This window comes from Thermomonospora cellulosilytica (assembly GCF_014138835.1).
Classification (GTDB): Bacteria; Actinomycetota; Actinomycetes; order Streptosporangiales; family Streptosporangiaceae; genus Thermomonospora; species Thermomonospora amylolytica.
Map to the genome: position 1 here is coordinate 1,281,643 of NZ_JACJII010000001.1, position 17,004 is coordinate 1,298,646.

Below are 17,004 nucleotides of genomic sequence, written 5' to 3' on the forward strand. Positions count from 1 at the left end.
GCGGCGGGCTGCATCCGCAACGCAGGCCAGTGTGGCTCAGCGGACGGGTGGATTCTGGTCGGGGGACAGGCGGACGGACGAGGACGGGTCCTGGGGGGTGGGGCAGGTGGGGCCGTGGTCTTCGGCGGGGACGGGGCCGGTCCTGGTCCAGTCGAAGGAGCGTTCGACGGCGCGTTTCCAGTTGTGGTATTCGAGGGCGCGGCGGGCGGGGTCCATGGCCGGGACCCAGCGGGCGGCGCGGTGCCAGTTGCGGCGCAGGCCCTCCAGGTCGGCCCAGTAGCCGACGGCCAGGCCGGCGGCGTAGGCGGCGCCGAGGGAGACGGTCTCGACCACCATGGGGCGGACCACGGGGACGTTGAGGACGTCGGCGACGCACTGCATCAGCAGGTTGTCGGCGGTCATGCCGCCGTCGGTCTTCAGTTCCCGCAGGGGCAGGCCGGAGTCGCGGTTCATGGCGTCCACGACCTCGCGGGTCTGCCAGGCGGTGGCCTCCAGGACGGCGCGGGCCAGATGGCCCTTGGTGATGTAGGAGGTGAGGCCGACGATGACGCCGCGGGCCTCGCTGCGCCAGTGCGGGGCGAACAGGCCGGAGAACGCCGGGACGATGTAGCAGCCGCCGTTGTCCTCCACGGTGCGGGCCAGGGTCTCGATCTCCGGGGCGGTGCTGATCAGCCCCAGACCGTCGCGGAACCACTGGACCAGCGCGCCGGTGATGGCGATCGAGCCCTCCAGCGCGTACGCCGCCGGCTCGTCGCCGATCTTGTAGCCGACGGTGGTGAGCAGGCCGTTCTGCGAGCGGACCGGTTCGGTGCCGGTGTTCATCAGCAGGAAGCCGCCGGTGCCGTAGGTGCACTTGGTCTCGCCGGGGCTGTAGCAGGTCTGGCCGAACAGGGCGGCCTGCTGGTCGCCGAGCGCGGCGCCGATCCGCACCCCCGGGATCACCCGGCGGGCGGTGCCGTAGATCTCGGTGGAGGAGCCGATCCGCGGGAGCATCGCGGCGGGGATGCCGAAGAAGGCCAGCAGGTCCTCGTCCCAGGCCAGGGTCTTGAGGTCCATGAGCAGGGTGCGGCCGGCGTTGGTGACGTCGGTGACGTGCACGCCGCCGTCGACACCGCCGGTGAGGTTCCAGATCAGCCAGCTCTCCATGGTGCCGAACAGCACCTCGCCGCGTTCGGCGCGTCCGCGCAGGCCGGGAACGTGGTCCAGCAGCCAGCGGATGCGCGGCGCGGAGAAGTAGGTGGCCAGCGGCAGGCCGGTGCGTTCGGGGATCAGGTCGACGCCGGGCGCGTCCCCCATCCGCTCGACCAGGCCGTCGGTGCGGGTGTCCTGCCAGACGATGGCGCGGCCGACGGGGGCTCCGGTGACCCGGTCCCACAGCACGGTCGTCTCCCGCTGGTTGGCGATGCCGACGGCGGCGACCTGCGCCGGGGTCACGCCCGCCTGGGCGAGCGCCTCGGGCACGATGCGTTCCAGGTTGCGCCAGATCTCCAGGGCGTCGTGCTCCACCCAGCCCGGTTTGGGGAAGTGCTGGCGGTGCTCGCGCTGCGCGACCGACACCAGGCGTCCCTGGTGGTCGAACAGGATGCAGCGGGTGGAGGTCGTGCCCTGGTCGATGGACATGACATAACGCTCGGTCATGGGTGCACCGCCCTTCCGGACCGTGCGGGCAGGGGCTGCGGGCTACCAACGGGAGGCGCCCAGATCCCGGGAGACCGCCCGGGCGGCGTCGCGGACGTAGCCGACGAGGGCGGGCTGGGGGACGCGGCGGGCGTCGCAGATCCGTTCGACCGCGCCCGAGATCCCGATCGCGCCGACGACCAGCCCGCCGTAGCCGCGGATCGGCGCGGCGATGGAGGCCTCGCCCAGGGCGATCTCCTCGACCTCGGCCGCCCAGCCCTGCTCCCGGACCCGGGTGAGGGCGCGGGAGAGGGAGCGGTGGTCGGTGATGGTGCGCCGGCAGAACGACTCCAGCTCGGTGCCGCGGATCGCGGCGGCGGCGTTGACGTCGTAGGCGAGCAGGACCTTGCCCAGGGCGCTGGCGTGCAGGGGCAGCAGCGTGCCGATGTCCATGGCCTGCAGCGAGTCGTCGGGCCGGAAGACGTGGTGGACCACCAGGACCTTGCCGTCCAGCAGCGTTCCGATGCGCACCGCCTCGCCGCTGCGGGCGGCCAGCGCGTCGGCCCAGTTGATGGCGCGCGAGCGCAGCTCGTTGACGTCGAGGTAGCTGGTGCCCAGGTGCAGCAGCGCCGCGCCGAGGCGGTACTTGCCGGTGGCCTCGTCCTGTTCGACGAACCCGACCCGGACGAGGGTGCGCAGGATGCCGTGGACGGTGCCGCGCGCCAGCCCCAGGGAGCTGGCCAGCTCGCCGACGCCCAGCAGCCCCGAGCTGTTGGCCAGCAGCCGCAGGATGGCGGCGGCCCGCTCGATCGACTGCACCGGTCCAGGCATGAGGCCGATCCTAGGACCGTAGGAAGTGTGCCGACAATGTCGACACCCCACGTCATCGTCGCCAGAGTCATGTCACTTTGCCCGAACGCTGTGATCTGGGGCATATCGGGGAGGGTAACGGCCGCCGGTCTGCAGCGAAAGTGTTCGACATTGTCGACACCCGTCCGTTGACCCCCCTGGTTCCGCTGCCTAGCGTCCTCGGCAATCGAGAGGCCTCCCACCACCCCACTCCTGCCAAGGAGGCAAGGCCATGAGCAAGACCGCGGAACCCGCCGCACCACCCCCGGACGCCGGCGCCTTCCCCGGCGGAACGCTCGGCGCCGTGGCGGCCGAGTTCGCCGGGACGATGATCCTCATCCTGATCGGGGTCGGCGTCGTCGCCCAGGTCGCCGCCGCCGAGATCGGCGAGTACGACGCCATCGCCTGGGCCTGGGGCCTGGGCGTCACGCTGGCGATCTACGTCTCCGCCCGGCTCAGCGGCGCCCACCTCAACCCCGCCGTCACCTTCGCCCTGGCGGTCTTCAAGGACTTCCCCTGGCGCAAGGTCGCCCCGTACGCGCTGGCCCAGACCCTCGGCGCGTTCGTCGCCGCGCTGATCGTCCGCTGGAACTACAGCGAGGTCCTGGCCGCGGCCGATCCCGGTCACACCATCAAGACCCAGGGCGTGTTCTCCACCCTGCCCGGCAACGGCACCCTGCCGATCGACACCTGGGGCGCGCTGCGCGACCAGATCATCGGGACCGCGATCCTGCTGTTCCTGGTGCTGGCGATCACCGACGCCCGCAACGACGGACCCGCCGCCAACCTGGCCCCGGTGGTGATCGGCCTGATCGTGGTGGCCATCGGGTTCGCCTGGGGCACCGACGCCGGCTACGCCATCAACCCGGCCCGCGACTTCGGGCCGCGGCTGGCCTCGTTCCTCACCGGATACGAGGGGGCGTGGCGGGACCAGCACGGCGAGCTGTACTTCTGGGTCCCGATCATCGGCCCGCTGGTGGGCGGCGTGCTGGGCGCCGGCCTCTACAAGGGACTGGTCGGACGGTTCCTGCCCGCTCCGGGCACGCCCGCGGTCGAGCCCGAGCCCGCCCCGACCCGGGTCCCCGCCGAGGCCGCCTGAGCATCACCCCGCCCGTCCACCCCCGTCAGGAGGACCGAATCCCCATGAGCGACTTCGTCGGAGCCGTCGACCAGGGCACGACCAGCACCCGCTTCATGATCTTCGACCACGGCGGCAACGAGATCGCCCGCCACCAGCTCGAGCACGAGCAGATCCTGCCGCGCGCCGGATGGGTCGAGCACAACCCCACCGAGATCTGGGAGCGCACCCGCGCCGTCATCGAGACCGCCCTCAACACGGCGAACCTGACGCACTCCGATCTGGCCGCGCTCGGTATCACCAACCAGCGCGAGACCACCGTGGTCTGGGACCGCCGGACCGGCCGGCCCTACTACAACGCCATCGTCTGGCAGGACACCCGCACCGACAGGATCGCCTCCGCGCTGGACCGCGACGGCCACGGCGACGTGATCCGCCGCAAGGCGGGTCTCCCGCCCGCGACGTACTTCTCCGGCGGCAAGATCCAGTGGATCCTGGAGAACGTCGACGGGGTCCGCGAGGCCGCCGAGGCGGGCGACGCGTTGTTCGGCACCACCGACAGCTGGCTGCTGTGGAACCTCACCGGCGGCGTCGACGGCGGGGTGCACGTCACCGACGTGACCAACGCCAGCCGCACCATGCTGATGGACCTGGAGACCCTGGACTGGGACGACGAACTGCTGTCGCTGTTCGGCATCCCCCGGGCCATGCTCCCGGAGATCCGCCCCTCGTCGGACCCCCGCGGCTACGGCGTCACCCGCGCCGACGGCCCGCTGGGCGGGGAGGTGCCGCTCACGGCCGCGCTCGGCGACCAGCAGGCCGCCACGGTCGGGCAGGTGTGCTTCTCGCCCGGCCAGGCCAAGAACACCTACGGCACCGGCAACTTCCTGCTGCTCAACACCGGCACCGAACTGGTCCGCTCCTCCAACGGCCTGCTCACCACCGTGTGCTACCAGTTCGGCGACGAGCCCGCCGTGTACGCGCTGGAGGGCTCCATCGCGGTGACGGGGTCGGCGGTGCAGTGGCTGCGCGACCAGCTCGGCATCATCTCCGGCGCCGCCCAGAGCGAATACCTGGCCCGGCAGGCGGAGGACAACGGCGGCGTCTACTTCGTCCCCGCGTTCTCCGGGCTGTTCGCCCCGTACTGGCGGTCGGACGCGCGCGGCGCCATCGTCGGGCTGTCCCGCTTCAACAACAACGCCCACATCGCCCGCGCCACGCTCGAGTCGATCTGCTACCAGACCCGCGACGTGGTCGAGGCGATGCGCGAGGACTCCGGTGTCGCCCTCGACGTGCTGAAGGTCGACGGCGGGGTCACCGCCAACGAGCTGTGCATGCAGATCCAGGCCGACGTCCTGGGCGTTCCGGTGTCCCGCCCGGTGGTCGCCGAGACCACCGCCCTCGGCGCCGCCTACGCCGCGGGCCTGGCCGTGGGCTTCTGGAAGTCCACCGAGGAGCTCGGCAAGAACTGGAACGAGGACCGCCGCTGGACGCCCACCTGGGACGGCGAGCAGCGCGAACGCGGCTACGCCGGCTGGAAGAAGGCCGTCCAGCGCACCCTCGACTGGGTCGACGTCTCCTGACCCGTCACCTCTGGGGGGCGACCCCCAGGCCCCCGGGGCGGGGCCGGAAGCCAGCACTCCGGCCCCGCCCCACCTCCGCCCGAATGTCCCCTTGAGGAGCAGGCAGTGAAATCGGTACCCCTGGGACCGCAGTACCGCGAGGCCACCCTGCAGCGGCTGGCCGACACCGAGTTCGACGTCCTGGTGATCGGCGGCGGCATCGTCGGCGCCGGGGCCGCCCTGGACGCGATATCGCGCGGCCTGTCGGTCGCGCTCGTCGAGGCCCGCGACTGGGCGTCGGGGACCTCCAGCCGTTCCAGCAAGCTGATCCACGGCGGGCTGCGCTACCTGGAACAGCGCGACTTCGGCCTGGTCCGTGAGGCCCTGCGGGAACGCTCCCTGCTCCTGACCCGGCTGGCGCCGCACCTGGTCCGGCCCGTCCCGTTCCTGTACCCGCTGCGCCACCGCCTGTGGGAACGCTGCTACGTCGGCGCGGGCGTCACCCTCTACGACACGATGGGCGGCTCGCGGGTCATGCCGCGGCACCGCCAGCTCACCAGGAGCGGCGCGCTCCGCGAGGCCCCGGCGCTGCACCCCGACGCCCTGGTCGGCGCCATCCAGTACTACGACGCGCAGGTGGACGACGCCCGCTACACGATGATGGTCGCCCGTACCGCCGCGCACTACGGCGCCTGCGTGGCGACCCGTGCCGAGGTGACCGGGTTCCTGCGCGAGGGCGAACGGGTGACCGGCGCGTCGGTGCTGGACGCCGAGAGCGGGCGGACCATCGACGTACGGGCCCGCAGGGTGGTGAACGCCACCGGCGTGTGGACCGACGGCGTGGGACGGATGACCGGCACCCGCACCCCCTTCAGCGTGCGCGCGTCCAAGGGCGTCCACCTGCTGGTGCGCCGGGACCGGATCCCGCTGAACACCGGCCTGATCACCCGTACCGCCAAGAGCGTGCTCTTCGTCATCCCGTGGGGCCGGCACTGGATCATCGGGACCACCGACACCCCCTGGGACCGGGACCCCGACGCCCCGGTCGCCGACGAGGCCGACGTCGACTACCTGCTGGACGAGGTCAACACGCTGCTGCGGATCCCGCTCACCCGCGAGGACGTGGTGGGCGTGTACGCCGGGCTGCGTCCCCTGCTGTCGGGGGAGACCGACGACACCACGCGGCTGTCGCGCGAGCACACCGTCGCCGAGCCGGTTCCGGGCCTGGTCGTGGTGTCCGGCGGCAAGTTCACCACGTACCGGGTGATGGCCAAGGACGCCGTGGACGTCGCGGCCGAGGGCCTGGAGGCGTCGGTGCCCGCGTCGGTGACCGCGCGCCTGCCGATCCTGGGCGCGGTCGGGTTCGAGGTGCTGTGGAACGAGCGCCGCCGGCTGGCCGCCGACTCCGGCCTCCATGTCGCGCGGGTGGAGCACCTGCTCAAGCGGTACGGCGCGTGCACCCCGGAACTGCTGGGGCTCATCGACCGCGACCCGTCCCTGGGCGAGCCGATCGAGGGCGCTCCCGACTACCTGCGCGCCGAGGCCGTGTACGCCGTCACCCACGAGGGCGCCCTCCACCTGGAGGACGTCCTGTCCCGCCGCATGCGCGTCACCATGGAGGAACGCGACGGCGGCCGGGCGGCCTGCCACCACGTCGCGGAGCTGATCGCCCCGTACCTGGGCTGGGACACCACCGACCTCACCGGCGAGATCGACCGCTACCTGCGGTACGTCCAGGCCGAACGCGGCGACGACGACCTGGCGTCCGGCGACCCGGCGATCTGCCCCACCCCCGCATGACCCCTTCGGACACGGCCCGCACCGGCGGCTCAGGGAAGGGAACGGCCATCCGCACCAGATGACGTTCCCCGTCGAGCCGACGAGGACGTCGGCCGGGACCGCCGCCGGGGCGTTCGTGACGAGGGGATCTCTGGTATCCACGTCGGCATGCGCAGCGTTCGCCTCGAGGGGCCGATCTTCAACGTCAGCGACGATCCGGACGGGGTCATCGGTGACTTCCTGGGCTTCGCCCTCTCGTTGCGGAACGACTCGAGGCGTTATCTGTCCGCCGAGGAGCTCGCCGAACTCTTCTCCCCCGAGGGGGACGGGATGAGGCTTCCCGACGTCTTCGCGGCCTACCGGGCCGTGGAGCCGGACGACGTTCCCCACGAGTTCGGCGAGCAGGTCGCCGAGGAGGCCGGGCGTAAGGAGTTGTGGGTGCTCACGCGGCTCCGGTACGGGCGGGCGCCGGACTCCGCTGTCGTCCAGGGACCCGAGCTGCGGCACCTGCTGGAGGCGGCCTTCGCGCAGCGCAACGCGGCGCTCGGTCTCTGAACCCGTCCGGGGTGTTCTGTGGGCGCCGGGCGGAATGATGGCCTCATGGCCGAGGCCGAGGGAACATCCGAGGAGCGGTTGCTGGCCGCCGCGCAACAGGGTGACGAGACCGCGTTCGAGTCGCTGGTGGAGCGGTACCGCCGGGAGCTGCACGCCCACTGCTACCGCATGCTCGGCTCGATCCAGGACGCCGAGGACGCCGTCCAGGAGTCGCTGGTGGCGGCATGGCGGGGGCTGGCCGGTTTCCAGGGGCGCAGCTCGCTGCGGACCTGGCTGCTGCGGATCACGACCAACGTCTGCCTGCGCCTGTCGGCCCGGCGGCCCCGCCGGATGCTGTCGTTCGAGCACGGCCCGCCCCGTTCCGACGTCCACGATCTCGGGGAGCCGGTGACCGGGCCGGTCTGGCTGGAGCCGTGGCCCGACGACCTGACCGCCGACCAGGAGTCCGACCCGGCGGCGGCGTACCTGCGCCGGGAGAGCGTCGAGCTGGCGTTCGTCGCCGCGCTGCAGCACCTGCCGGGCACCCAGCGGGCGGTGCTGATCCTGCGCGAGGTGCTCGGGTTCACCGCCGTGGAGGTCGCCGAGATCCTCGGCACCACGCCCGCCTCGGTCAACAGCGCGCTGCAACGCGCCCGCGCGACCGTACGGGAACGGACGCCCCGGCGCACCCAGCAGGCCGAGCTGGCCGCACTCGGACCGGACGGACGGCGCGCGCTGGTGGAGGCGTTCGCGACCGCGTGGGAACGGGCCGACGTCCCGGCCCTGCTGGACCTGCTGGCCGAGGACGCCCGGTTCACCATGCCGCCGCTGCCGGCCTGGTTCGACGGCCGCCGGGACGTGGGCCGGTTCCTGGCCGAACGGGTGTTCGCCACGCCGTGGCGGCTGGTGCCGATGACGGTGAACGGGCAGCCCGGATTCGCCTGCTACCAGGGGGACGGGGAACGGTTCCGGCTGGGCGCGGTCAACGTGCTGAACCTGCGGGACGGGCGGATCCGGTGGATCGCCGGATTCATCGACCCCGAGGTGGTCGCCCGCTTCCCCGTTCCCACGGAAATCCTCCCGCCGGACCGATGAATCCGCCCCCGCCGGTGTCTCTGAACGGGTGACGGTTCCGACACCGACCCGAAGGACGCACCATGCGCAAGCTGATCGTCTCCGCCATCGTCTCGCTCGACGGGTACTTCGAGGGCCCGGGCCGCGACGTCATGGCCCTGCCGATGGACGGCTTCTTCGACGAGCACAACCTGGAACGGCTGCGCGCCGCCGACACCCTGCTGCTCGGCGCGACGACGTACCTGGGCTTCAAGTCCTACTGGCCGCCGGTGGCCGAGGACCCCGCCCTGTCCCCGGCGGTGGCCGCCGACCCCACCACGGCCGACCTGCACCGGGAGATCGCCCGCCGCAACAACGAGATCCACAAGGTCGTCGTCTCCGACTCCCTGACCGAGGCCGACACCGCCCCCTGGACCGACACCACGACCATCGTCCGCCGCGCCGACGCCCACCGGACCATCACCAAGCTCAAGGAACAGCCGGGCCGCGACATCCTGGTGTTCGGCAGCCGCACGCTCTGGAACGCCCTGCTGACCGCCGGCCTCGTCGACGAGCTGTACCTCATGGTCGGCGCCGCCGTCCTGGGCGCAGGCACCCCCGCCTTCGACCCCCACCACCCCCTCCCGCACCTCCACCTCATGGAGGCCCGCCACCGCAACGCCTCCGACAACGTCCTCCTCCGCTACAGGCCCACCGCATGACCAACCCGGACCTCGGTGTGGCTGACGGCCCGGGCCGCGTCCGTACGACCGATGGGCACGCCCGGGCCGCCAGGCCACCGTCACGGGCGCTGCCCGGGCTTGTCTGTGATCGCGGATCCGGTCTACGGCGCCGAACGGTTCGCCGAGCGGGTCCGCGCCTACCTGCGGGCGCCCGGCTTCGAGGTCGTCGTCAACCGTTCCCACCGGTACGAGGAGGCGATCCTGATGCCGGTACGGCCCGGGACCACGACACCGGCCGCCTGCTCGCCGCCGAAGGAATGCACGAGGTCCTGACCGTCGAGTGAGGGCGGATTCAGCGGGCGGGGTCGGTGATCGGCAGGCCGTTCTCGTCGCGGAGGCGGCCCACGACCAGGTCGTTGCCCGCGGCCTTGGCCTCGGCGAGTTCCTCACGGGTGATGCCGACGGCGGTGACGAACTCGACCCGGCCGTTGGGGGCGTCGATCCCGCCGAGCAGGGGGTCGGTGACGAAGGCGAGAGCGCCCAGGCGGCCGCCCTCCGGGCCGAGGGTGCCGGCGACGCCCATCCGGTGACCGTCGGCGAAGGGGCGGCCGTCCTCGCTGAAGACGTACTCGCCGAGCTTGCCCAGGGTCTCCAGTGCCCAGGCCGGCGGCAGCTCCTCGTCGCCTCGGGGGACCCGCATCGTCAGCTCGAAGCCGAGGCCGCTGGTCCCGGTGTCGAGGTCCAGGACGCCGTCCAGGTCGCTGAACCCGTGGGTGACCAGCAGCCAGTGGCCGTCCGCGCGGTGGGCGCTCAGCTCCTGCACACCCTCGCCGAACGAGGCTCCGGTGGACCAGCGCAGCGGCCGCGGGTCGGGGACGCGGGCCTGCAGGGCCGCCACGATCGCCGTGCGGCTGCCCTCGCGGGCCTCCGGCACGCCCATCTCCAGGAGCGCCTCGAACACCCCTCCCCACAGGGTGTCGGGATCGAGGGCGCGCTCGTCCAGGGCCTTCAGCTCGGCGATGAGCTTCTCGGTGTACGGGCGCGCCTCCTCGGCGGAGGCTCCGGCCAGCTCGATGCGGCGCAACTCGATCCGGTAGAGGAACTCCACGAACGCGTCGAGCGTGGTGTTGATCGTCTCGGCGTGGCCGTCGGGCTCGCCGTCCTCCATGCCGAGGAGCAGGACGTTGCCGCTCTCCAGTTCCATCGCGTACCGGATCCGGTCGTCGGTGCACCCCTGGCCCAGGATCAGCAGCCGCGCCGGCCGGTCCTGCGTCTCGGCCTCCAGCAGCGTCAGGGCCTCGTACGGGCCGTCCGCCTGCATGGTGAAGAAGATGTCGGCGGTCACCGGGATCCCGACCGAGCACAGCACCTCGACGTCCTCGGGCCGTACGCCGTGGGGCTCCACGTCGGCCCGGTCGAGCGTGATCACCCCTTCCTCGCCGAAGACCTGGACGAGCTGGGAGTGCGTGGCCATGTGATGCCTTCCACAAGGGGTCAGGGAGCACGAAGATCGTATTGTCCGTGGCGCGGCCCGGTGACCGGAACGAGGCCACCGGACCGTTCCCGTCAGCTCCCACGACCGGAACGGCCTCACTGGTCGCGCCGATGCACTCCGATGACGGCGAGCACGGCTGCGACCAGGGTCCACACCGCGTAGACGGTCCAGGCCCCGCCGGTCGTCCAGGGATGGGGCGTCGGGGCGGGGTTCACCGTCACCAGCCGGAACGGGCCCGCGAGGCGATGCTCGCCGTGGAGAAGGCGGGCCGCGAGACGCCGTCCGGGCTGCGGCGGGAGTCCGGGTCCGGTTCAACACCGGGCACGAGGTGTTCGTCCCGGCGAGGATGTTCACATTCGGGCTCTGAGCCCACGGCCGCTCGCCCCGAGGCCCCGTTCTCCGCGAGTAGGGACGGACGCGCCCATCAGCGCCGACACCCTTCCGGAGATGGGGCGCGTCTGGAGCGGCGCGCACAAGTACGAGCTGTGGTGCCAGGTGGAGACCCTGGTGGTGGAGGCTCACGCGGAGGCGGGAACGGCGAAGAGCCCGACCAGACAGCCATGGGACACGCCGCTGTCACGCTGACGTCGACCCGGGTGCGCCGCCTCCACGCCGCTTCGGGTGAGCCGTTCCTGTCGGACGGACGGCCTCCGGCCACCAAGGCAAGGGCGGGTCTGAGTCGGCTCTTCAGGAGCGGGACACCTGTCCGCTGATAAGCGCGTAAAGGTGGGCGGCCGTCGTTGGTGAATCGGTCGTGCGGCTCGGTGTGGTTCTCATGCCGGCAGGGCTGGATCGATTCTCGGCTCCGAGCCGGATGCTCCGGGCGTGTTGTGACGGGTTCACGACCACTGGCTGACGCCTTCGACGGGACGGTCGGGGCATTGCAGGCAGGTGAAGAGGTAGATCGATCCGGCGTCACCGATCAGGAGGCCGGTGGGGCTCAGCCGGTTGGGATCGAAGTCCGGGCCGAGGAGATGACGCTCCTGGAGCGGAGTCCATCTCTGCGCGCTCCCGGGCTCGTGCTCCCAGCTGGCGATCGTCAGCAGGTGATGCATCTGGTGGCCCTGGTCGCACGTCACCGTCTCCGGGGCCTGGATCCAGGAGATCCACCCGCCGACCTTCGTTCCGGGGGCGACCGCCAGGTGATAGTCGTACTCCCACCCGTCGGGATTGCGCTGCCGGGACTCCTGCCACGCGCGGATCTTCTCGGTCACCTCCTCCGGCAACTCCCAGGCCGGGTACTCCGTCACCCGTTCGGGAGACAACGTGCAGGGCTTCGGAAGGAGCCCCTCCTCGCTTGCTGCCGGCTGGGGCGGGTGGGCGAGGACCTCGGTGACGGTGCTGGAGTCACGCCAGCTCACATGCACCACGGGCCGGTAGTCGTACTCGTGGACGAAGGGGCACCACAACACCTGGCACAGGTTGGTGGCGGCCGGGAACGGCAGTTCGGGGACGTCCCGGGCGTAGATCTGGAGGATCGGCACCATCGCGATCGGCTGCGAGCCCGGAAGATCCTCATGCTCGGAGGACCCGCAGAACGGCCAGGGCTCGTCCGCAGGCCACAGCAACGGTCCGCCCAGAGAACTGTCGGCCGGGGACGGGGCTCCACGACGTGGGTGCAACCGGACGCTGGTCCTGCTCAGGCCGGCCAGTTCGGGAAAGAGCTCCGCGACGTCCAAGGGCGGCGGGGGCGTCGTCAGTCCCATGCTTGATGCCTCCGATCGTCACCGGTCCTGCCGATCGGCACACCATAGGACCTCCGACCGACAGTGCTGCGCAACGCCGTCGCGCACTACCGAACGGCCCTCTCCCACGGCCCCGCCCCGCAGCTGTTTCCGGCCCGCAGGGGATCGCTCAACGATCAGCCGTCTTCCGCGAGGGGCCGGGCGGGCGTTTGCGTGGGTCGGGAGGATCTCCGGGTTCGTGAAGGCGTCGGACGCTCCCACGGGTGCGGGCTTCCGGACCCCGCTCTACTGCCAGGTCGCGGTGTCGGGGTCGATGCCGTGGGCGCGTGCGCTGGCGTCGATGATTCGACGGAACCAGGTGGCGAGGCCGGTGCGGATGCCGTTGTAGTGGGCGGCGAATCCCGGATCGGCCTCGAACATGCGGCCCAGACAGACCTGCATCTGCCTGGTGAGGGGAAAGTACGAAGCGAAGATTTCGCGGTGCCGCTCGACGAGTTGATTCGCTTCTGGGCTGCCAGGTGTGACGCCGGCGTCCATCGCATCCCCGAGGGCGCGTTCGAGGCCGGTGATGGCGTCGGCGATGGCCTGCCATTCCTGCGGGCCGCGCGAGGCCGAGCGTTCGGCGTACTGCCGCCATTGCGTCGTGTCCCCGTAGCGCCGGCGGGCCTGGGCGGGCCAGTCCAGGTTCCACCGGGGGCCGAAGATCGCGGCCTGCTGCTCGGCGGTCAGCAGCAGGCCGCGCTCGTGGGCGTCGATCATCCGATCCAGTCCCGCGCTGAGCCGCCGGAGTCGGCCGATCCGTTCGGCGACCTGGGTGCGCTGCGCGCGCAATGCGCCGGGCACGTCCGCGGTCGAGTCGTCCAAGATGGCCCGGATCTCGTCCAGGCCGAGACCGATCTCACGGTAGACGACGATGCGGTGCAGGCGTTCCAGGTCACCGGCGGTGTAGAGCCGGTATCCGGCGGCCGTGCGCAGCGACGGTCGCGCCAGACCGATCTCGTCCCAGTGGTGCAGCGCGCGGACCGTCACGCCCAGACGCGTCGAGACCTGCCCGACGGTCAGGCCATCGGCGTCAGCGGCATCAGGCATGCCCCTCATTGTCGCCGCGACCGAAGCCGGGTGGGGTGATCCCGACGGCTGCAAGGTTCCGCGCCTCCTGACTGGCCGGATCAAAGGGCTTGGCCGCGGTGAAGACGATCCGGGCGTTCTCGAGGGTGATCACCTCCACGTCGCGGGTGTTCTAGGGAGTGTCCCGTGGACCGTCGACCGAGTCCGGGCGCAACGCACGACAGGCCGCGACGAGGGAATCGACCTGGCTGAGCACGCACGCGAAACTGACGCTCATCGCCGGTGCCTGCTCCGGAACGCTTCCCGCCGTGACCAGGAGTACGTCCTGGAACGCCCACCGGCGCAGATGCACAAGCCTGCCGGGGATGCTGAACAGCTCGAAGAACCCGAGCCCACGAGTCCAGAAGTCCACCGACGCCGCCAGATCGCTCGTGGGGATCGTCGCGAACGCGGGCATTCCATAGATGCCACGGAACGGCTCCGGCGGAACCGCATCCGGGCCGGGAGGGGGCACGGGACTCATCTCGAACGCGTCGAAGTAGTCGCTCATGCACCCCACCCTCCAGCCTCACGCAACGTGAGGGTCAAGGTGCGTGTGGTCTGTCTGTTCCAGCTGCTTCTCGGCGTTCGCCACATCTGCTGTGGCTGCTCGGCGCCACGGTCGGAACCGCTGGTGAGCCGTGGGTGGGCCGTGGGGCCCGGCGGCGCCGGGCCCCACGGGATGTCAGCAGTACTTGGAGCTGCCGCTGCTGCCCCACGAGCAGAAGTCGATCAGCGTTCCGGACGGGTTGCGCAGGTAGGCGGTGTCCCCGCTGTTGTTCCACACGTACCAGGACCGGCCCCAGTAGCGGTGCGAGGCGGTGTTGGTGCCCTTGCCGGTGTGCACCGTGACGGTCTTCTTCGCCCCCAGGGTGAAGGACCCGAAGGTGTAGGTGTAGCCGGTCTTGTCCTTGATCTTCCAGTCCTTGAGCTGCCGGGACGTGGTGCCGCGGTTGATGATCTGCACCCACTCGGCGTTCAGGTTGCTGTTGGAGCCGGTGTCACTGCCGGGGGAGTTGTAGTACACCCGGTAGATCTGGATGGCCGGGGCGGCCTCGGCGGCCGTGGGCGACATGAGGACGGCGGCGCCGGCGCAGGCGGCGACCGCCGTGGTGATGAGTTTGCGCACGCTGCAACGGTATTGCTTGTGAACTCTATCGACAAGCGGATTGTTGGACGTATCTGGCCGTAATTGGCCGGGCTCCGGTGTCATCCGGGTGCCCTCTATAGACGTCCGCGCGGTGGCGGCCACGTTCCGGAGTGCGGTCTTCGACCCGTTTGCCGAGGTGAAGGCCGTGGCCAGAGGGGGTCGGCAGATTCACGGCGGGCGGGCACGGCTGCGGGGATCGGCAGGATGGGCGCGCTCCTCCCCTTGGATGGCGCGGCGACACCGGATCCCGCCGGAGAAGGTCCAGGCCTCCCTGGACGGCGGACCGCTGCCCCGATCCGGTTCCACGACCTGCGGCGTGGCCGCCAAGATCGCGGCGTTCGTGCCCCGCCGTGGCCGCGCGAAGACCGCCGAGGACGCCGCCCGCCGTTTGTGCCAGCAGTGTGCCGGCAGTGCCGTCGGAAGATCGTCTGAGACGACGAAGCGGGGACACCCGCTTGAGGTGTCCCCGCTGGTCGGCGGCGGAGGATCGGGGATTTGAACCCCGGAGAGGCGGTAAGCCTCAACCGCATTAGCAGTGCGGCGCCATAGACCTGACTAGGCGAATCCTCCTGGGCTCAGTAGCCGGAAACAGGCTACCGGGCGATGGTCCGGGCGGCAAAGCGCTCGGGGAAACCAAGGGTAGCCAGAGGTGGCCGTGCTCGGGAAGTGCCGGTCGCGGGCCGGGCCGCCGGGCCCGGGCCGCGACCGGTCTGCGGAGGTCAGTTGTTGCAGGCCCGCTCGAGCTCGGCGCCGCTGCTGGTGATCTTGCTGGTGTCGGGGATGCTGGGGTTGCCGTTGCCGGCGTCGCGGAGGGTCTGGCCGAGATCCTCCAGGTCGTTGGCGACCTTCTCGGCGGCCGTCTGGACGTCGCCGCCGGCCTTCTGGCCCTCGGAACGCAGGGTGCCGGCCGCGTCGTCGTACACCTGGGCGGCCGCGGTGGGGTTGGTCAGGTTCTGGGAGACCTTCGAGGGGATGGCCTGGAGCTCGCGGAGCATGTTGGCGCACGCCGTCTTCTGCTCGGCGCTGCTGGTCAGGCCGGGGAGGCAGGCGGTGGAGGTGAGCATCGCACCGCCGATGGCCAGTACGCCGAGGGTGGTCCGCAGACGCATGGGAGCTGCTCGCTTTCTTCGGGGGTCGGGTGCGGGACGGGGTCCGCCCGATGGCCGGGCCTGGAGACCGCGCCCCGATCACCCCTTTTGTCGTTGCGCCGCGGCGATCGGTTCCCGCGTTCCGCCTTTCGTTATGGATCAGCCGTACGCGGCGGTGCGGGCGCCCACGCAGGCCGACGGGTCGTCGCAGAACACGCCGTCCACGCCCAGCCGGTACAGGCGGGTCACCCAGCCGCCCACGTCACCGGTCGCCGAACGGTAGCCGGGCGCGGTGGCGTTGCCCTGGCGGTGGTCGGCGGGCAGGAACTCGTTCTCGTTCCGGATCGTCCAGGTGTGCACGGTCAGGCCCCGCCGGTGCGCGTCGCGGACCAGCGTGGTCGGCCTGCCGAGCCGGCCGGTGGAGTCGACCGGGATGAGCAGGTTGGTGGCGGGCCCGATCCCGGCGGCGTACGAGGCGATCCACTTCAGGCCCTCGGGCTTGACCAGGTCCGCGTAGGTCCGCCCGTCGCCGCTCTCGACGAAGTCGTACGGCGCGCCCGACCCGTTGATCAGCTGGACGAGCGGCACCTTGGTCATCCTGGCCAGGTCCCGCAGGTTGGCGGTCTCGAACGACTGGATGTAGACCCCGTCCCCGGGTCCGTCGAAGCCGTACCTGCGCAGGGTCGCGACCAGCGGCTCCTCCATCGACAGCCCCAGCTCGTCGAAGTAGGTCGGGTGCTTGGTCTCCGGGTACACGCCGACGCCGTGCTGACGGGCGAGCTCCAGCACCTCCTCCAGGGTCGGGATCGGCTCCAGCCCGTTGAACACGACGTTGTCCGGCCGGGTGGCCGGGATCCGCTCCTCGGTGCGCAGCGTCCGCAGCTCCGCCAGCGTGAAGTCCTCGGTGAACCAGTCGGTACGGGTCACCCCGTCCACGGTCTTGGTCTTCCTGCGGTCGGCGAACTCGGGGTGCTGTTCCACGTCGGTGGAGTCCGCGAGCCAGTTGTCGTGCCGCGCCACCAGACGGCGGTCCTTCGTCGCCACGATGTCCGGCTCGATGTAGTCGGCGCCCTGGGAGATCGCCATCCGGTACGCCGCCAGCGTGTGCTCCGGCCGCAGCCCGCTGGCCCCCCGGTGCCCGATCACCACCGGCTCGCTCGCCCGGTCGGCCGCCGCGGGAGAACCCCCGCCCGCCACCGCCGTACAGACACCCGCCACAGCCGCCGCGGCCAACCCTCCGGCCAGCACACGCGTCATTCGAGACATGCCCTACCTCCGTTCCGGTGCGCCCGGAAGCTATGGCCGCGACCTTGCCGTCACGGGT

18 protein-coding genes and 1 tRNA gene are annotated in these 17,004 nt (G+C 71.3%); 7 read left to right on the forward strand and 12 right to left on the reverse strand.

The genetic code is table 11. From position 1 onward, the window contains the following. Window positions 1-36: 36 nt before the first annotated feature. Window positions 37-1,638, reverse strand: coding sequence for a glycerol kinase GlpK (gene glpK, locus HNR21_RS06225; RefSeq protein WP_182704426.1), 1,602 nt, complete (start codon window positions 1,636-1,638; stop codon window positions 37-39). A gap of 42 nt (window positions 1,639-1,680) precedes the next feature. Further along, window positions 1,681-2,448, reverse strand: a complete 768-nt coding sequence (locus HNR21_RS06230) for an IclR family transcriptional regulator (RefSeq protein ID WP_119726486.1) — start codon at window positions 2,446-2,448, stop codon at window positions 1,681-1,683. 250 nt (window positions 2,449-2,698) lie between these two features. Here HNR21_RS06230 and HNR21_RS06235 point away from each other — a divergent pair, with 250 nt between their 5' ends. The 7 genes from HNR21_RS06235 (at window position 2,699) to HNR21_RS06265 (ending at window position 9,488) form a co-directional block, all read left to right on the forward strand. Continuing rightward, window positions 2,699-3,565, forward strand: a complete 867-nt coding sequence (locus HNR21_RS06235; protein WP_182704427.1) for an MIP/aquaporin family protein — start codon at window positions 2,699-2,701, stop codon at window positions 3,563-3,565. Window positions 3,566-3,609: 44 nt separating this feature from the next. Continuing rightward, window positions 3,610-5,127 (forward strand): glycerol kinase GlpK, encoded by a 1,518-nt coding sequence (gene glpK, locus HNR21_RS06240; protein WP_182704428.1) that lies wholly within the window; start codon window positions 3,610-3,612, stop codon window positions 5,125-5,127. 105 nt (window positions 5,128-5,232) lie between these two features. Then, window positions 5,233-6,906 (forward strand): glycerol-3-phosphate dehydrogenase/oxidase, encoded by a 1,674-nt coding sequence (locus tag HNR21_RS06245; protein ID WP_182704429.1) that lies wholly within the window; start codon window positions 5,233-5,235, stop codon window positions 6,904-6,906. Between the two features lie 147 nt (window positions 6,907-7,053). Further along, complete coding sequence (locus HNR21_RS06250; RefSeq protein WP_119726490.1) at window positions 7,054-7,440, forward strand: hypothetical protein; 387 nt, start codon at window positions 7,054-7,056, stop codon at window positions 7,438-7,440. 45 nt (window positions 7,441-7,485) lie between these two features. Continuing rightward, on the forward strand, window positions 7,486-8,514 hold the full coding sequence (locus HNR21_RS06255) for a sigma-70 family RNA polymerase sigma factor (RefSeq protein ID WP_182704430.1): 1,029 nt from the start codon (window positions 7,486-7,488) through the stop codon (window positions 8,512-8,514). A 62-nt stretch (window positions 8,515-8,576) separates the two neighbouring features. Further along, window positions 8,577-9,194 (forward strand): dihydrofolate reductase family protein, encoded by a 618-nt coding sequence (locus tag HNR21_RS06260; RefSeq protein WP_182704431.1) that lies wholly within the window; start codon window positions 8,577-8,579, stop codon window positions 9,192-9,194. Window positions 9,195-9,293: 99 nt separating this feature from the next. Continuing rightward, entirely contained in the window at window positions 9,294-9,488 is a 195-nt protein-coding gene (locus tag HNR21_RS06265) for a hypothetical protein (protein WP_182704432.1), read from the forward strand. 19 nt (window positions 9,489-9,507) lie between these two features. On the opposite strand, the gene HNR21_RS06270 is transcribed toward HNR21_RS06265, so the two are convergent. The 10 genes from HNR21_RS06270 to HNR21_RS06310 all read right to left on the reverse strand — a co-directional run bounded on the left by HNR21_RS06270 (window position 9,508) and on the right by HNR21_RS06310 (window position 16,946). Continuing rightward, window positions 9,508-10,629, reverse strand: coding sequence for a suppressor of fused domain protein (locus HNR21_RS06270; RefSeq protein WP_182704433.1), 1,122 nt, complete (start codon window positions 10,627-10,629; stop codon window positions 9,508-9,510). A gap of 116 nt (window positions 10,630-10,745) precedes the next feature. Beyond that, on the reverse strand, window positions 10,746-10,871 hold the full coding sequence (locus HNR21_RS35905; RefSeq protein ID WP_267898971.1) for a hypothetical protein: 126 nt from the start codon (window positions 10,869-10,871) through the stop codon (window positions 10,746-10,748). Window positions 10,872-11,489: 618 nt separating this feature from the next. Next, window positions 11,490-12,218, reverse strand: a complete 729-nt coding sequence (locus HNR21_RS06280; RefSeq protein ID WP_182704434.1) for a DUF1963 domain-containing protein — start codon at window positions 12,216-12,218, stop codon at window positions 11,490-11,492. Between the two features lie 402 nt (window positions 12,219-12,620). Continuing rightward, the gene (locus HNR21_RS06285; RefSeq protein WP_182704435.1) at window positions 12,621-13,424 is read right to left on the reverse strand and encodes a MerR family transcriptional regulator; all 804 of its coding nucleotides are present in this window, start codon (window positions 13,422-13,424) and stop codon (window positions 12,621-12,623) included. Then, complete coding sequence (locus HNR21_RS36295; RefSeq protein WP_312880871.1) at window positions 13,417-13,563, reverse strand: hypothetical protein; 147 nt, start codon at window positions 13,561-13,563, stop codon at window positions 13,417-13,419. Before HNR21_RS36295 ends, HNR21_RS06285 begins: the two co-directional genes overlap by 8 nt. Before the next feature lie 12 nt (window positions 13,564-13,575). Continuing rightward, entirely contained in the window at window positions 13,576-13,953 is a 378-nt protein-coding gene (locus tag HNR21_RS06290; protein WP_312880872.1) for a VOC family protein, read from the reverse strand. Between the two features lie 174 nt (window positions 13,954-14,127). Then, entirely contained in the window at window positions 14,128-14,571 is a 444-nt protein-coding gene (locus HNR21_RS06295; protein ID WP_312880873.1) for a lamin tail domain-containing protein, read from the reverse strand. A 501-nt stretch (window positions 14,572-15,072) separates the two neighbouring features. After that, window positions 15,073-15,162: transfer RNA gene (locus HNR21_RS06300), tRNA-Ser, on the reverse strand. 149 nt (window positions 15,163-15,311) lie between these two features. Then, window positions 15,312-15,701: a hypothetical protein gene (locus HNR21_RS06305; RefSeq protein WP_119726498.1), complete on the reverse strand. Its 390-nt coding sequence runs from the start codon at window positions 15,699-15,701 to the stop codon at window positions 15,312-15,314. A 138-nt stretch (window positions 15,702-15,839) separates the two neighbouring features. Continuing rightward, complete coding sequence (locus HNR21_RS06310; RefSeq protein ID WP_182704436.1) at window positions 15,840-16,946, reverse strand: glycerophosphodiester phosphodiesterase; 1,107 nt, start codon at window positions 16,944-16,946, stop codon at window positions 15,840-15,842. Window positions 16,947-17,004: the final 58 nt, after the last annotated feature.

What these genes read in the sequence shown, in the direction of transcription:
- HNR21_RS06235 (WP_182704427.1), top strand. Translation starts at nt 2,699, where the DNA reads ATGAGCAAGACCGCGGAACCCGCCGCACCACCCCCGGACGCCGGCGCC.
- HNR21_RS06310 (WP_182704436.1), bottom strand. Translation starts at nt 16,946, where the DNA reads ATGTCTCGAATGACGCGTGTGCTGGCCGGAGGGTTGGCCGCGGCGGCT.
- glpK (WP_182704428.1), top strand. Translation starts at nt 3,610, where the DNA reads ATGAGCGACTTCGTCGGAGCCGTCGACCAGGGCACGACCAGCACCCGC.
- HNR21_RS06230 (WP_119726486.1), bottom strand. Translation starts at nt 2,448, where the DNA reads ATGCCTGGACCGGTGCAGTCGATCGAGCGGGCCGCCGCCATCCTGCGG.
- HNR21_RS06255 (WP_182704430.1), top strand. Translation starts at nt 7,486, where the DNA reads ATGGCCGAGGCCGAGGGAACATCCGAGGAGCGGTTGCTGGCCGCCGCG.
- HNR21_RS06285 (WP_182704435.1), bottom strand. Translation starts at nt 13,424, where the DNA reads ATGCCTGATGCCGCTGACGCCGATGGCCTGACCGTCGGGCAGGTCTCG.
- glpK (WP_182704426.1), bottom strand. Translation starts at nt 1,638, where the DNA reads ATGACCGAGCGTTATGTCATGTCCATCGACCAGGGCACGACCTCCACC.
- HNR21_RS06270 (WP_182704433.1), bottom strand. Translation starts at nt 10,629, where the DNA reads ATGGCCACGCACTCCCAGCTCGTCCAGGTCTTCGGCGAGGAAGGGGTG.
- HNR21_RS06305 (WP_119726498.1), bottom strand. Translation starts at nt 15,701, where the DNA reads ATGCGTCTGCGGACCACCCTCGGCGTACTGGCCATCGGCGGTGCGATG.
- HNR21_RS06250 (WP_119726490.1), top strand. Translation starts at nt 7,054, where the DNA reads ATGCGCAGCGTTCGCCTCGAGGGGCCGATCTTCAACGTCAGCGACGAT.
- HNR21_RS06290 (WP_312880872.1), bottom strand. Translation starts at nt 13,953, where the DNA reads ATGAGCGACTACTTCGACGCGTTCGAGATGAGTCCCGTGCCCCCTCCC.
- HNR21_RS06260 (WP_182704431.1), top strand. Translation starts at nt 8,577, where the DNA reads ATGCGCAAGCTGATCGTCTCCGCCATCGTCTCGCTCGACGGGTACTTC.